Annotated in this window: 17 protein-coding genes and 3 pseudogenes; 19 read left to right on the top strand and 1 reads right to left on the bottom strand. The window is 45.3% G+C overall.

Going from position 1 to position 15,228, the window contains the following annotated elements; genetic code table 11:
- Positions 1-13: 13 nt before the first annotated feature.
- From IC803_RS06490 to IC803_RS06515, 6 genes and pseudogenes are all read left to right on the top strand, one after another.
- Entirely contained in the window at positions 14-1,423 is a 1,410-nt protein-coding gene (locus tag IC803_RS06490; RefSeq protein WP_081210111.1) for an MBL fold metallo-hydrolase, read from the top strand.
- A gap of 190 nt (positions 1,424-1,613) precedes the next feature.
- Positions 1,614-2,636, top strand: coding sequence for a PAS domain-containing sensor histidine kinase (locus IC803_RS06495; protein WP_081210109.1), 1,023 nt, complete (start codon positions 1,614-1,616; stop codon positions 2,634-2,636).
- Entirely contained in the window at positions 2,614-3,243 is a 630-nt protein-coding gene (locus tag IC803_RS06500) for a response regulator (RefSeq protein ID WP_081210107.1), read from the top strand. Before IC803_RS06495 ends, IC803_RS06500 begins: the two co-directional genes overlap by 23 nt.
- Positions 3,244-3,558: 315 nt before the next feature.
- A pseudogene (locus tag IC803_RS06505) lies at positions 3,559-4,474 on the top strand (cytochrome ubiquinol oxidase subunit I); the annotation flags it as partial.
- Positions 4,437-4,718, top strand: a pseudogene (locus IC803_RS06510) (cytochrome d ubiquinol oxidase subunit II); the annotation flags it as partial. The pseudogenes IC803_RS06505 and IC803_RS06510, both read left to right, overlap by 38 nt.
- 283 nt (positions 4,719-5,001) lie before the next feature.
- Positions 5,002-6,237: an MFS transporter gene (locus IC803_RS06515; RefSeq protein WP_081210101.1), complete on the top strand. Its 1,236-nt coding sequence runs from the start codon at positions 5,002-5,004 to the stop codon at positions 6,235-6,237.
- Between the two features lie 5 nt (positions 6,238-6,242).
- On the opposite strand, the pseudogene IC803_RS06520 reads toward IC803_RS06515, so the two are convergent.
- Positions 6,243-6,459 (bottom strand): annotated as a pseudogene (locus IC803_RS06520) (hypothetical protein); the annotation flags it as partial.
- Between the two features lie 482 nt (positions 6,460-6,941).
- Between IC803_RS06520 and IC803_RS06525 the strand changes: the two are divergent.
- From IC803_RS06525 to IC803_RS06585, 13 genes are all read left to right on the top strand, one after another.
- Positions 6,942-8,204, top strand: a complete 1,263-nt coding sequence (locus IC803_RS06525; RefSeq protein ID WP_081210097.1) for a glycoside hydrolase family 18 protein — start codon at positions 6,942-6,944, stop codon at positions 8,202-8,204.
- Between the two features lie 459 nt (positions 8,205-8,663).
- Positions 8,664-9,053, top strand: coding sequence for a DsrE/DsrF/DrsH-like family protein (locus IC803_RS06530; RefSeq protein ID WP_020278573.1), 390 nt, complete (start codon positions 8,664-8,666; stop codon positions 9,051-9,053).
- A gap of 23 nt (positions 9,054-9,076) precedes the next feature.
- Complete coding sequence (locus IC803_RS06535; protein ID WP_081210095.1) at positions 9,077-9,322, top strand: glutaredoxin family protein; 246 nt, start codon at positions 9,077-9,079, stop codon at positions 9,320-9,322.
- 46 nt (positions 9,323-9,368) lie between these two features.
- Positions 9,369-10,496, top strand: coding sequence for an MBL fold metallo-hydrolase (locus IC803_RS06540; protein WP_081210093.1), 1,128 nt, complete (start codon positions 9,369-9,371; stop codon positions 10,494-10,496).
- A 94-nt stretch (positions 10,497-10,590) separates the two neighbouring features.
- Entirely contained in the window at positions 10,591-11,160 is a 570-nt protein-coding gene (locus IC803_RS06545; protein ID WP_081210091.1) for a class I SAM-dependent methyltransferase, read from the top strand.
- A gap of 89 nt (positions 11,161-11,249) precedes the next feature.
- On the top strand, positions 11,250-11,642 hold the full coding sequence (locus IC803_RS06550) for a rhodanese-like domain-containing protein (RefSeq protein ID WP_081210089.1): 393 nt from the start codon (positions 11,250-11,252) through the stop codon (positions 11,640-11,642).
- Positions 11,609-11,869, top strand: coding sequence for a metal-sensitive transcriptional regulator (locus IC803_RS06555; RefSeq protein WP_081210087.1), 261 nt, complete (start codon positions 11,609-11,611; stop codon positions 11,867-11,869). The genes IC803_RS06550 and IC803_RS06555 overlap by 34 nt, the downstream gene beginning before the upstream one ends.
- A gap of 105 nt (positions 11,870-11,974) precedes the next feature.
- Entirely contained in the window at positions 11,975-12,202 is a 228-nt protein-coding gene (locus IC803_RS06560) for a sulfurtransferase TusA family protein (RefSeq protein ID WP_011231556.1), read from the top strand.
- 51 nt (positions 12,203-12,253) lie between these two features.
- Positions 12,254-12,736, top strand: coding sequence for a DsrE/DsrF/DrsH-like family protein (locus tag IC803_RS06565; protein WP_081210085.1), 483 nt, complete (start codon positions 12,254-12,256; stop codon positions 12,734-12,736).
- Between the two features lie 14 nt (positions 12,737-12,750).
- Positions 12,751-13,116 carry a rhodanese-like domain-containing protein gene (locus IC803_RS06570; RefSeq protein ID WP_081210083.1) on the top strand — a complete coding sequence of 122 codons (366 nt, stop codon included), beginning with the start codon at positions 12,751-12,753 and terminating at the stop codon, positions 13,114-13,116.
- Positions 13,117-13,128: 12 nt separating this feature from the next.
- A complete protein-coding gene (locus IC803_RS06575; RefSeq protein ID WP_081210080.1) occupies positions 13,129-13,425 on the top strand; it encodes a rhodanese-like domain-containing protein in 297 nt (98 codons plus the stop codon).
- A gap of 23 nt (positions 13,426-13,448) precedes the next feature.
- A complete protein-coding gene (locus tag IC803_RS06580) occupies positions 13,449-14,018 on the top strand; it encodes a sulfurtransferase TusA family protein (RefSeq protein WP_081210078.1) in 570 nt (189 codons plus the stop codon).
- A 49-nt stretch (positions 14,019-14,067) separates the two neighbouring features.
- Positions 14,068-15,204, top strand: a complete 1,137-nt coding sequence (locus IC803_RS06585) for an MBL fold metallo-hydrolase (RefSeq protein ID WP_081210076.1) — start codon at positions 14,068-14,070, stop codon at positions 15,202-15,204.
- Positions 15,205-15,228: the final 24 nt, after the last annotated feature.

Genomic DNA, 15,228 nt, shown 5'->3' on the forward strand with positions numbered 1-15,228 from the left:
AGGGGGATGTGACATGTTATTTCGTTCATTTTTCGATGAGCAGCTGGCCCACATGTCTTACTTAGTTGGTTGCCAACGGACAGGGGAAGCGATTGTCATCGATCCAGGACGCAACGTAGATCAGTATATCGACACAGCCAAAAAAGAAGGAATGAGAATTGTTGCAGCCGCCGAAACACATATTCACGCAGATTTTGTCTCCGGTGCCAAAGAATTAGCCAAACGTTGTGGGGCAAAATTGTATTTGTCGGATGAAGGAGATGAAAATTGGAAATATCAATATTTAGATGAGGTTAATCACGAGCTTGTGAGAGAAGGAAGTGTCTTTACCGTTGGAAATGTCGAATTTAAGGTGCTTCATACACCAGGGCATACACCAGAGCATGTTTCGTTTATTTTGATAGATCGGGGCAGTGGCGCAACAGAACCGATGGGCATTTTCACCGGCGATTTCGTGTTCGTTGGTGATGTGGGCCGACCGGACTTGCTTGAAAAAGCAGCAGGGATTTCCGGCGCAGCGGACATTGGCGCTCGTCAAATGTTTCAATCGCTAAAAAAATTCAAAGCGCTCCCAGATTATTTAAAAGTATGGCCGGCGCACGGAGCAGGAAGTGCATGCGGGAAGGCACTTGGTGCTGTTCCTTCTTCAACGGTTGGATATGAAAAGCGGACCAACTGGGCGCTAAAAATTGAAGATGAAGAAGAGTTTGTGAAACGATTGCTTGCAGGGCAACCGGAGCCGCCAAAATATTTTGCCATGATGAAACAAGTGAATAAAGTTGGTCCTAAATATTTGAATGAAGAAGAAGTGCCAGTGCTGTCAACACGTAAGCAACTCGACGAGTATCAAGCAAACGGAGCATTTATTTTAGACGTTCGTCCGCCTCAAGAATTTGCGAATGCACATTATGCAGGATCCATCAACATTCCGTTTAACAAATCATTTACAAATTGGGCAGGTTGGTTCATTAACTATGACCAGGACATTGTGTTGATTGCAAGTCAAGAAGATGTACAAGCGATTCGCAAAGCGCTTGCTTATATTGGGTTGGACCGCATTGTTGCATACATTGAACCAGTCGTTGCATTAAGCGGTGAAGTAGAGAGATATGAAGAAATTGATGTGCAACAATTGCGTCAATATTTACAAGACAAGCATTATCACCTTATTGATGTGCGCAATCAAGCAGAATGGGACGAAGGATATATTGAAGGGGCGCAACATATTATGCTCGGCACGCTTGCGGATCGTTTAAACGAGATCCCAGAGGGAAAAACGTACATTGTTCAATGTCAATCAGGTGCACGTTCAGCAATTGGCGCCAGTATCTTACAAGCAAAAGGGGTAAAACAGGTGCTCAATTTAAAAGGTGGGTATTTAGCGTGGGTGCAAGAAAAACTTCCAATTGCCAGAAAAGCATAAGGACTGATTTCATCAGTCCTTTCTTTCGATTTTTTCTTTTTAAACCTATATAAGTTGAAACTTTGTTTTACATCCATCAGAGCACTCGCCGCATTCTATCAAAGTCGACTTGTATGAAGGGAAAACAGAATCGAACAATTGGAAAATCTTTATTGCAACTTAATATTATAATAGGGGAATGGAGGTAAAAATGAGATTTTTGGATAGAATTTTTACTTACATTCAAGACGGGATCATTGTAATGGACCATGAGCGAACAATTGTCGAAATGAATCCAGCTGCTAAGCGACTCACTGGATGGCAACTTGGCGAAAAAGTACCATATTGCTCGTTTTGTCAAAAGCGTGATGTACGTCAAGGCGAAGAGCGATGTTATTTAATTTCCACTGAAGAAGTGCCGTATTTTTTATCTGAAATGCCAACTTATCATGGACACTTAATTGATGTGGAAATGAGCACAGCGCTTATCCTTGAGCAAGACGGTGCAAAATATTATTTGCTTGTACTTCGTGACCAAACGGTGAAGAAAAAAGAAGAAGAAGTACTGCATTCCAAGTGGATGGTGAAAAAACTAACAGAGGCAAAAGAGGAAGAACATAAACGTCTCGCACAAGAATTGCACGACGGTGTTGGTCAGTCACTCTACAGTATTTCTATTGCTTTAGATAATATCATACAACGTATACAGGATGAAAAGTTACATGCATATGTCAAAGAGGTGCGCGAAGAACTTGGCCGTGTCATGGAGGATGTGAAGCTATATGCGCAACAACTTCGTCCGAAAAGTTTAGACGCACTTGGGCTCGTTCCGACCATTCAATCGCTCATTCATTCATTTCAATCAAAAATGCCAAATATGTCGTTTTCACTTCAAACGAATGTATACATGCGTTTGTCGCCAACAGTGGAAATTAATCTTTACCGTGTCATTCAAGAAGCATTGCATAATGTTATGAAGCACGCAAAGGCAACAGATGTATGTATAACAATCGAACGAGTGGGGCAAGAATTACACGTATCTATTAAAGATAACGGAGTTGGTTTCGAGGTTGAAGAAAAACGCGAAGGACTTGGCTTAAAACATATTCAAGAGCGTATTTCCCATTTAGGTGGAGAAACAATAATTACGTCTTCACCAATGAAAGGAACAACGATTTTTGTATGTGTACCAATAGAAGGGAGTGAAGAGGATGAAAGTGTTAATCGTCGATGATCATGATTTAATTCGCAAAGGCATTCGTCTACTTCTCGAAGGGTTTCCAGATGTTGAAGTCGTTGGAGAAGCAAGCAACGGTTGTAATGCGATTACGCTCGCGTTGAAGCATCATCCTGATGTTGTTTTGCTAGACCTTTCTATGCCGACAGGACTTGATGGATTTACAACCGCAAAAACAATCATGGATGAACTGGATACCAAAATCGTTGTTTTAACCATGCACGATGAAGAAATATATGTGCAAAAAGCCCTTCAACATAACATTCATGGCTACTTGCTAAAAAATAGCCAAACGAACGATTTGTACAAAGCATTGAAGGCGGTATGTCGAGGAGAACGGTTTTACCGTACACATATCCCACAAGAGAAACTAGAAAAAATAATCATGGAAAAAGAACCGAGATCTCCTCTTACAAATCGTGAACGGGAAATTGTTCGGTTGACATTTTTAGGATATACCAATAATCAAATTGCGAACAAATTAAAAATCAGTCCTAAAACAGTTGAAAGTCATAAAGCGAACATTATGCAGAAGCTTGGTATTAAGGAAAAACATGAGCTCATTCAATACGCTTTAAAAAATCAGATTGCAGATTTAGTATAATTTATAAATTTTAGTGATCATTCTATGCATGTGATTGGAGATAAGGGGGGCTGATTCTTTACTTTTTACAATGAATATGTGAAAAATGTCACAAATTATTCGCATTTGTAGAGGATAAGAGAGGATGTTTTGTGGGATCATAAAAATGACTAGTTTGTGATATTTATCACAAAATTTGTTGTGCATAAATGTCGATGGGAGAGGAGGATCGTGGGGAAACGACAAGAGATATGGCTTGTATAGATTAGTTTTTTGGCGGCGGCAACCGTGTTTGTTTCGTTGATCAGCCGACTGTTTTCTTAGGGGGGATGAACCGTGCGCGAATACGATCCAGTTTGGTTCAGCCGCGTATTGACTGAGTTAACATTAACGTTCCATATTATTTATGCCACGATCGGCGTCGGGATTCCGCTTATGATCGCCATCGCCCAGTGGGTTGGGATCCGCAAAAACGATATGCATTATATTTTGCTCGCCCGCCGTTGGACGCGTGGCTTTGTCATTACAGTGGCGGTCGGCGTTGTGACCGGGACGGCGATCGGCTTGCAGCTGTCGCTTTTATGGCTGCATTTTATGCAGCTGGCTGGCCAGGTGATCAGTCTGCCGCTGTTTATGGAGACGTTCGCGTTCTTTTTTTGAGGCCATTTTTCTTAGTATTTATTTGTACACATGGGATCGATTCGAAAACCAGAAAAAACATTTGCTGTTGCTTATTCCGGTGGCGGTCGGTTCTTCGGCGTCCGCGATGTTTATTACGATGGTGAACGCGTTTATGAACACACTGCAAGGGTTTGCGTTGAAAAACGGTCAGATTGTCAACATCGATCCGATCGCGGCGATGTTCAATCCAGCGATGCCGACGAAAGTCGCCCATGTGCTGGCGACGGCGTATATGACATCGGCGTTTTTTCTTGCTTCGATTGCTGCTTGGCATTTGCTCAAAGGCAACAGGCACATTTATCATCGCAAGGTGCTTCATTTAACGATGAAAGCGGCGTTGATTTTTTCGATAGCGAGCGCCCTTGTTGGCGATTTGTCAGGAAAATTTTTGGCTGTCTATCAGCCGGAGAAGCTCGCGGCCGCTGAATGGCATTTCGAAACGAGTTCCCATGCGCCGCTTGTGTTGTTTGGTATGCTTGAAGAAGACGGTGAAGTGAAATACGCGTTGAAAATTCCATACGCCCTTAGCATCCTGGCTTCTTTGGCGGCAAAGGCGGTTTGGCTGGGCGTTTATTGCGCTTTTATGTCAATATGCGTTCGCCTTTTACGCCTACGGTATTTCGCACTATCCGTATTTGCTTTACCCGTTTTTGACAATTTATGACGGGTTTACGAATGAGACAATGGCTATTGCGCTGATCGTTGCATTTATTGCTGGCTTGTTGCTTTTGATTCCATCGCTCTATTTGCTGATGCGCCTCTTTTTGTTCAACAAAACGTACGTCAAAGGAAAATGGGAAGGAGGAAAAGAATGATGCGAACGTTTTTGATCACGTATGCACCGATGATCATCGTTGGACTGTCGGTCGTCCTCTCATTCTGGGTGGGCTTGAAAGATGTGTGAGTGAATAATTGCCTTCTTTACTCATACTTCTTTATCATTCTAAACCGAGAAGCCCCCACTTCCACGCGTGAGCGTAAGCGGAGGGTGAATTGGTATTCGTTATCGATCTCTCTCTTCCCTCCCACAAATCAAAGGTGTAATAATGAAAGATATGTCCCAACACTTTTGGGACATACTCTTGAGAGGTGAAAGGAATGTCTAAAAAAATCGGGATCAAGGAAAATTTATATCAATTTATTTTATTAGTCGTTACCAATTTATTTGTTGGATCAATGGTAGGGATTGAACGAACTGTTCTACCGTTATTAGGTGAGGAACAGTTTGGTTTGGCTTCTACAAGCGCAGCCCTTTCCTTTATCATTAGTTTTGGTTTTTCTAAGGCGATTGTAAATTATTTTGCGGGGCAAATTGCTGATAAGTTTGGCAGGAAAAGAGTTCTCTTGTTAGGTTGGGTCGTTGGTTTATTTGTACCTATTCTCACTATTTTCGCACATGCATGGTGGGTAATTGTATTTGCAAATATTTTGTTAGGTATTAACCAAGGACTGACTTGGTCAATGACAGTTAATATGAAGATAGACATTTCCAAAGCGAACCAAAGAGGAACAGCAGTAGGTTTAAATGAATTCGCGGGATATTCTGGTGTGGCAATCATGGCTGCAGTATCAGGTTATGTTGCTTCTTCCTACTCATTAAGACCAGAACCGTTTTATTTAGGAATCGGTATTGTCATTATTGGAATTTTATTATCTTTAATTATAAAGGATACTGGGCAGCATCTAAAGATTCAAATTCAAGACAATGCCACAAAAACTAAGAGTAATAATAATTTATCCTCCAAAGAGGTATTTAACTTAACAACATGGAAAGATAAAAACCTTTCCAGTATTAGTTTTTCTGGATTGGCAACGAATTTGAAAGATGGGATGGCTTGGGGGCTCTTTCCTTTATATTTTACTAATGCAGGTTTAAGTGTTAGCCAAACAGGTACAATAATAGCCATATATCCAGCCGCATGGGGATTTTTTCAGTTGTTTACGGGAGTATTGAGTGATAAAGTCGGAAGGAAAAAATTAATTACCTATGGAATGTGGACACAAGCATTTGCCCTTTGGTTTATCTTATTTGTTAACCGTTTTTCTTTATGGATTTTAGGTGCTATTCTTTTAGGTTTGGGTACAGCAATGGTTTACCCAACTTTGCAAGCAGCAATTGGTGATGTTGCATCACCTAACTGGCGCGCATCTTCAATGGGAGTGTACCGTTTTTGGAGAGATAGTGGTTATGCGTTCGGTGCGTTAATTGCTGGAATAATAGCAGATTTATTAGGAGTGACATGGGCAATCGGGACAGTGGCCTTGCTACCGTTTCTTGCTGGAGTCTATTCACGTATGCGGCTGGATGAAACTTTGAAAACAGTGGCAAAGTGATGTCATGCCCGTTCGGAAGAAGAGCTCAGCAGCTTTCCTGAAAGGTAAGTCGCCTTGTCCACGGCATCTTCCTGATTGACCAGGCGGTTGTGGCAATGAAGATGCATCTGAATCAATGACAGTTGAGCAGAGACAAAAAAAGAAAATGGCGGCATATGATTTTTTGAAGTCTGGCTTGAGGTGATTTCCATCTGCACGATTGTGTTTTCTGCCATTAGTTATGTCGTGAAGACGAAACAAATTAATGAACAAATGTTCCGGCCATCACGCCCGTTAATTTGGTTTTTGGCTTCTCTGTTGCTGCTGATCACCGGATTGTTTGGATATTATTTTTTTACCTTGCTTTAACAGCGGCTTTTTGGCCGCTTTTTGTTTTGTCCTGCTTTAGGATTAAGAGTAGCGTACAAGCAAATGAGAATAAAACAAAAGAACGGCAATTGACTGTCGTGGTTCGCTCAATCAAATCGATACTAGGATGTATTGGAGATTACATACAAGGAGGAGTCCGTGACACAAGGCGTCCCCTCATTGTCTTACAGGAAGGAAGAAGGGGAAGGGGGTATCATACATGCCACAATGGGGAGTAGAGCACATACATGGGGTACAGAAGATAGCAAGACAAGGTGCAGGCGCAAGCAACAGGCGTATATATATTATCGTACCGGCGACGAAACTTTGTTGATTGATGAAATGGAGGGATGATCATGTTTATTCACACTGTTCAGCCTGGGGATACGCTTTTTTCCATCAGCAGGCGATACGATTATCCGCTGGAAAGTCTGCGCTTTGTCAATGGCTTAGTTGAAACGAATATTGTTCCTGGTCAAGCATTGCTTATCCCGGTCTATACGTATACAGTACAGCCAGGGGACACACTAAGCGCCATCGCACGGAAAGCATTTGTGACGGTCGAACAGTTGCGGGCAGCCAATCCGGCGGTGGACCCGTATAGAATGTTTCCAGGAATGAAAATTTATATTCCTGATATTTCCTGGTATCAAGCCATAACGTTAGCTTATTACACTCTCCGCGAACCGAACTTAGATCGGGCGCTCGTGCGAGATTTTGCCCCGTATTCATCGTACATTGCCCTGTTCGAATATCGCTTTGCCCCTAATGGCGACATTGTCACTACGCGGGATGACGCCGCAGCGATTGAAACAGCATGGCAAAACCGCGTCACACCCATTGCGGTAGTAACGAACCTAACATCGGAGGGGTTTAGTACGAGACTGGCAAGCCAAGTGCTGAACAATCCGGAAGCGAGAGCGAATCTGGTTGAGAACATCTTTTATTTAGTATCACGAAAGGGCTATGGCGGTGTCAATATTGACTTCGAGCAAATTCGCGGCGAGGATCGTGATTTGTTTACTGGCTTTTTGCGTCAGCTGCGCGATCGGTTAAAACCGGCTGGATATGTTTTGACGATCGCCGTTCCAGCGAAAACAAGCGAGGAGATCCCTTGGCTCAAAGGCTACGATTATGGCGGCATTGGCGCGGTCGTCGACTATATGTTTATCATGGCATACGATTGGCACCATTTAACAAGTGAACCAGGTCCAGTCGCTCCGATTAATGAGGTGAAATCCGCTCTTCAGTTTGCTGTCGAGCGTGTGCCTCGAAAAAAAATCTTGCTCGGACTTCCATTATATGGATACGATTGGATCATTCCGTACCAGCCTGGGACATTGGCGGATGCTCTCTCCAACCAAGAGGCGGTTTTAACTGCTATGCGGTATCAATCGTCCATTCAGTATTCATTTGAATATGAATCGCCATTTTTCCGGTATACGGATGAGCTTGGAAATATCCATGAGGTATGGTTTGAAGATGTCAGAAGCATGGGACAGAAAATGAAATTGGCACGCCAATATCAGATTGCAGGCGTTGGGGCATGGGAGTTGAAGTTAAGATTTGCGCCAGGGCCATGGCTATTGAGGAAATTCTTTATTGTACGAAAGGTATAATGTTTAAAGATGGGAAATAGTTTTGATAGTCATGAGAAGGTTGGGCGAAAGCCACTTTTTTGCTAATAACTCGGAGCAGAAGGTAGGCGGATGTTTCCTTATAATGCGTAGAAGTAAAATATTTACAGATGGGTTCTCGGTATCGATCTCTGATAAAGGGGGATGAACTTATGTTTGATGTTGCATTTGAGGGTCATCAAGTGAATCACTGTCGAACCCGAGGCAGAAATTATGGAAAGCAATTTTGCACGCTTTAAAAGCAGCCTTTGTTTCGCTGCTTTTTATTTTCTCTTTTAGAATTGGATGAGTATTTTCCTGTTGACAAAAGACAAACAATTCGATAATATTATTTCTGTAATATACATATACGCGTATATGTATATAAAAACGTGTATATGTGTATAAATTTGAGACAGACAATAAAACATAATTCATGAAAAACATAAGGAGGTTATTCGCATGAAAGTGGCCATCATTGCAGCAAACGGCGGGTTGTTTGATGCGTACAAGGTGTTTAACATTGCGACAGCGGCTGCGGCGGCAGACGCGGAGGTCGGGGTGTTCTTTACGTTTGAGGGGTTGAACCTCATCCATAAAGAAGCCCACAAACAATTGCCGATCCCTGAAGGGAAAGAGCATTTCCAACAAGGGTTCCAAAAAGCGAACGTTCCATCGATTGCCGAATTGCTTCAAATGGCGCAAGAGATGGGTGTGAAGCTGATCGCTTGCCAAATGACGATGGATGTCATGGGGCTTGACAAAAACCAATTCGTCGATGGCATTGAGGTGGCGGGGGCGGCAACGTTCCTGCAATTTGCGAAAGACGCCGATATTACATTGGCCTTCTAATAAGGGAGAGGAGGAAGGAGAAGATGGCACAAGTCACTGTCTATACCACAACGACATGCCCGTATTGCGTCATGGCGAAAAACTTTTTGCGCGCTCAAGGCATTCCATTCAAGGAAGTGAATGTCGAAGTTGATCCGGAGGCGGCGCGGAAACTGGTGGAAACGACGGGACAAATGGGCGTGCCGCAAATCGAGATTAATGGTCGCTGGGTGCTCGGGTATGATCCGGATGCCATTATGGCATTGTGGAATCAACCGAATCATCGTTGAGAATAACGGATCATTGACGAAATCATGAGATTAGGAGGGGATATCGTTGGCAAAAACGATTTCGGTCAAAGAGATCGCCAATAAGATCATTCGCGGTGAGGAGCTGTTCATTGTCGACGCCCGCAATCCCGAAGATTTTGCTGATTGGCGTATTGAAGGAAAAGGAGTCGAAGTCGTCAACATTCCGTATTTTGAAGTGTTGGATGGCATTGAACCATATTTGGACCGTTTGCCAAAAGAGAAAAACAAAACGATTTATGCCGTTTGTGCGAAGGGCGGTTCGTCGGAGTTTGTGGCCGAACAGTTGGAAGGGGCGGGCTATACGGACGCTTATTCGATCGAAGGTGGCATGAAGGCGTGGAGCGAGCATTTGGAACCAGTGAAAATTGGCGAGTTGAAAAGTGGTGGAACGATTTACCAATTTGTCCGCCTTGGCAAAGGGTGTCTCTCATATCTCGTCGAATCGAACGGCGAGGGAGCGTTGATCGATACGAATCGCATGACTGACGCTTATGTCCGTTTTGCGAACGAACACGGCATTACAATCAAGCATGTGCTTGACACGCATTTGCATGCCGACCATATTTCTGGCGGGCGCAAGTTGGCGGAAGAACTGGGCGCGACGTATTATTTGCCGCCGAAAGACGCGGAAGAGGTGACGTTTGCCTACACACCGATTCAAGATGGCGACCGCATCCGCGTCGGCCATGTCGTGATTGAAGCGTTGTATTCACCGGGGCATACGATTGGCAGTACATCGTTTATCGTAGACGATCAATATTTATTAACCGGCGATATTTTGTTTGTTGATTCGATCGGACGTCCAGATTTGGCAGGGAAAGCGCAAGACTGGGTGAGCGATCTGCGGGAGACGCTTTACCGACGTTACAAACAGCTTGCAGATGATTTGATTGTATTGCCGGCGCACTATATGGGGCCGAATGAAATGAATAAGGATGGCAGTGTGGCGGAACGGTTGGGGGTTCTGTATAAGAAAAATCATGGGCTGAATATTTCTAGTGACGAAGAGTTTCGCCGTACCGTGACAGAAAATTTGCCGCCGCAACCGAACGCTTATCAGGAAATTCGTCAGACGAATATGGGAAAGCTGCATCCGACGGAAGACGAACAGCGGGAGATGGAAATCGGTCCAAACCGTTGCGCCGTTCGGTAAAGAGAGAAAGCCGGCGTTTTCCAATGCCGGCTTTTTTCATCTCTTTAAGAGTAAGAGTATAATAAAATTGAAGTGAGGAATAGGGGGAAAAAGGATGACAGGGCATCGTTTTCATTATGAACACGCTGAACGATTATTGGATTCGAAGCGCAAGGAATGGATCGACCCGCAGCAGGCCATTTCGATGTTGTCCGTGAAACCGGATGACACGGTCATCGATCTTGGCGCTGGGAATGGCTATTTTACGATTCCTCTCGCGCAGGCGACAAACGGAAAAGTGTACGCGGTCGATGTGCAGCCGGAAATGATAGAATTGTTAAAACAGCGAGCCGAGAAACTAGCGATTACCAACATCGAATATCGGGTGGCGGATGTCGCCTCGACCGCCTTTCCTTCTCATTCGGTGGACAAAGGGATCATGGCGTTCGTCTTTCATGAAGTGGAACGAAAAGAAGCTGCCATTGACGAAATTCGCCGCGTGATGAGGCCAAATGGGCAGTTTCTGTTGATCGAATGGGAAGCGATAGAAAGCGAAATGGGGCCGCCGCTTCATGAGCGAATTCCGTCGGACGAACTGTTTTCCTATGTGAAGCAAAAGGCGGGCAACGTGAAGTTGGTTCATTTTCATCCAGCTGTCTATGGTCTGTTGATTCGCTGGGAATAACCAATTGTCGAGGAAAATATTTCCTATTGCCATTATACCGCATAGGGTATATAATGATCGTGCATATGGTGAATAGAGGGGGTGAACCGTTGACTGTCAGCAGTTGGTTATTTCTTCTTATTCTTTTAGGTGCAGCGTTGTATCGACGCTACTATCCTGTCAAACATATCCCATGCCTTCCGGTAGAAGAGGTGCCGGACGGCTTGCTTCTTATCGACTTGCGCGATTATAATGAAAGCAACGGCTCTATATTTGGTCAAGCGTTGCATATTCCGGTGGCGTATTTGAAACGGCATGCGCGGCATATTCCGCCAAAGCCGCTTCATATCATCGCTCGGGATGACATCGAAAAAAACGTCGGCATCCGATTGTTGCGTCGCTATGGCTATGAGGTGAAAAGTTATTCGATTGCGGCTTGTGATTGTCAAGAAAGGAGGCGAACGAGCCGATGGAATATAACAAAGAAATCAAAAACCGCTTAAAACGGATTGAAGGACAAATTAAAGGCGTCCTCGGCATGATGGAACAAGGCAAAGACTGCAAGAGCGTCGTTTCCCAGCTGTCGGCGGCGCGCAATGCCATTGATCGCGCCATTGCCGTCATCGTCAGCACCAATTTGGAACATTGCCTGCGTGAAAGCATGGAAAAAGGAGAAAGCGCAGACCATCTTGTCAAAGAAGCCGTCGAACTATTGGTAAAAAGCCGTTAATGCGTTGATCAACAAAAAAAATGTTGACAACGTTCTTTTTCTTGTAGTAATATACCCATAGGGGTAATGGTAATAAACTTTATCTAACCAAGGAGGTCATCAATGATGAATGTAGCAAAAGTATTGGATGCAAAAGGATTGGCTTGCCCGATGCCGGTGGTAAGAGCGAAAAAAGCGATGGACGAATTGCAATCGGGTCAAGTGCTCGAAGTGCATACGACCGATAAAGGGGCGAAAAACGATTTGCCGGCATGGGCAAAAGCGAGTGGCCATACGGTGCTTGATATGAAAGAAGACAACGGTGTATTGATGTTCTGGATCCAAAAAGGATAATGTGTGCACATGTTTATATCTATACAGGTATAAAGGAAAGGAGGCAGCAAGATGACACAGCCGAAGAAAAAGACGACGATCATTTTGTTTAGCGGCGACTATGATAAGGCGATGGCGGCTTACATCATCGCCAACGGCGCCGCAGCTTATGATCATGACGTGACGATTTTCCATACGTTTTGGGGGCTGAATGCCTTGCGGAAAGAGGCGCCCGTTCCCGTGCAAAAAGGGGTTCTGGAAAAGATGTTCGCCAAAATGATGCCGCGTGGCGCCGACCGCATGGGACTGTCGCGCATGAATTTTGCTGGCATCGGCCCAAAGCTGATCAAAAAGGTGATCAAAAAGCATAACGCCATGCCGCTTCCGCAGTTGATCGAGATGGCGAAAGAGCAGGGTGTGAAGCTTGTCGCCTGTCAAATGACGGTCGATTTGCTGGGGCTGAAGCCGGAAGAATTGATTGACGGCATTGAGTTTGCAGGGGTGGCTGCGTATTTGGCTGATGCTTCGGAAGGAAATGTGAACTTATTTATTTAAAATGAGGGAATGGTATGTCGCAAACCATCATCAACATCGTGTTGTTCGTTTTGCTTGCTTGGTTTCTCGCTAGTCGTTTCATTCCGCCGAAAGGAGTAGAGATGATCACAACGGCGGAGTTAAAGCGGCGGCTGAAACAATCTGGCGTGCAATATATTGACGTGCGCACTCCAATGGAGTTTCGCTCTTTTCACTTGCCGGGCTTTCGCAACATCCCGCTGCACGAATTGGCTGCACGCGCTCGTGAACTATCGAAAGAAAAAGAAGTGGTTGTCATTTGCCAAAGCGGGATGCGAAGCCAAAAAGCAAGCAAATTGTTAAAGAAAATGGGATTTCAGCACGTAACGAACGTCAAAGGCGGCTTAAACGCCTGGCAGTAGAGGAGGATGACGATGAAAACCATCACGCCAAAAGAGGTAGAAGAACGGCTTCGCGCCGGAGAGCCAATTCGAATCATTGACGTGCGCGAGCCGGATGAAGTGGCTGCAGGAAAAATTCCGGAAGCGGTCAACATTCCGCTCGGTTTGATTGAGTTCCGCATGCATGAATTGGACAAAAATGAAGAATATATTCTTGTCTGCCGTTCCGGCGGACGGAGCGGCCGCGCTGCGGAATTTCTTGACAGCCACGGTTACCGCGTCGTCAACATGACAGGCGGCATGCTAGCTTGGGAAGGGCCTGTCGAATAAACCATAGGGAGGGAATCAGTCAAATGATCAAAGTGGATATGACCGTCGATGCGAAAGGACTGTCCTGCCCGATGCCGATCGTTCGCACGAAAAAGGCCATCGGTGAGCTGCAGCCAGGCCAAGTGCTGGAAGTGCAGGCGACGGATAAGGGGTCCAAAGCCGATATCAAAGCGTGGGCGGAAAGCACAGGGCATCAATATTTAGGAACGATTGAAGAAAATGGGGTGTTGAAACATTATATCCGCAAGTCAGCGGAACATGAAACACGCAAAGAAACGACATTCCCCCATGTCGTATCGAATGAGCAATTGCAAGAAAAACTTCACGATCTGGATTCGTTCGTCTTGGATGTCCGCGAACCGGCGGAGTATGCGTTTGGCCATATTCCGGGCGCTGTTTCGATTCCGCTTGGGGAGCTCGAGAATCGGATGGCTGAGCTTCCGAAAGACAAAACGATTTACGTCGTGTGCCGCACAGGGACACGGAGCGATTTGGCCGCGCAAAAGCTAGCTGAAAACGGGTTTGACCGTGTGCGCAACGTTGTTCCAGGCATGTCGCAATGGAACGGGCCGCTTGATACCGCTCAATCATAATTGAGCGGCCTTTTTCAACAAATTAATATACACCAGGGGGTATATGAACGTGGTGAAAGAAATGACTGTACAACAAATGACAGAAAAAGTACTGAACAAAGAATCGTTGTTCATTCTTGATGTCCGCAACGAAAGCGATTTTCGCGATTGGAAAATTGAAGGGGAGAATTTTGCGTATTTGAATGTGCCGTATTTTGAATTGATTGATGGCGTTGATTCGGTGATCGATCATCTTCCAAAAGACAAAGACATCGTTGTGGTGTGCGCAAAAGGAGGATCAGCGGCGTTTGTCGCAGAACAGCTGACAGAAGCCGGGTTTGACAACGTCTATACGCTTGTTGGCGGAATGCAAGCGTGGAGCGAGCATCTCCATCAAGCGAAAGTATATGAGGATGATCAGTTGAAAATTTACCAATTCATCCGCGTCGGCAAAGGTTGCTTGTCGTATATGGTCATCTCCGGAAGCGAAGCGCTCGTCGTTGACCCGCTGCGGTTTATCGACGTGTACGAACAAGTGGCAGCACAAGAAGGTGTGAACATCACCCATATCGTAGACTCACACTTGCATGCCGACCACTTATCCGGCGGCAAGGCGCTGGCCGAACGAACGGGAGCGGCGTACTACTTGATGAAAAGCGAAGGGGCGGTGTTCGACTTCAAGCCGCTTGAGCAGCACGAAACGATCGATTTTGCCAATGTTCATTTAGAAGTGTTGGCGGTGAAAACACCAGGCCATACGCCAGGCAGCGTCTCGTTCTTCGTCAACGGCAAATGGTTGTTCTCGGGTGACACCATCTTTGTCGGCGGTCTCGGACGTCCGGACCTCGGCGGCAAAGTGGCCGAATGGGCGGAAGATTTGTATCACACCGTATATGAAAAAGTCACAGCCATGGCTGATGATGTCATCGTCTTGCCGGCGCACTACGCGAACTTAGACGAAGAAATCAACGCGGAGGGGTATGTCGGCGATGCGTTAGGCCGCATCCGCGCCCGCAATGAGATGATGCAAAACAAACCAAAAGACGAATTTATCGATCTTGTCATCCAAAGCGCCAAAACGGAAACCCCGCCGAACTTTGAAGACATTGTCGCCATCAACCGTGGGCTCAAAACCGTTGATATCGAAATGCAGCGGGAGCTTGAGATCGGTCCGAACCGCTGCGCGCTGCATCATACTCATGCTTAATGAGCGGTTGCCTAGGTAGAGGGG

Source organism: Geobacillus sp. 46C-IIa (assembly GCF_014679505.1).
Classification (GTDB): Bacteria; Bacillota; Bacilli; order Bacillales; family Anoxybacillaceae; genus Geobacillus.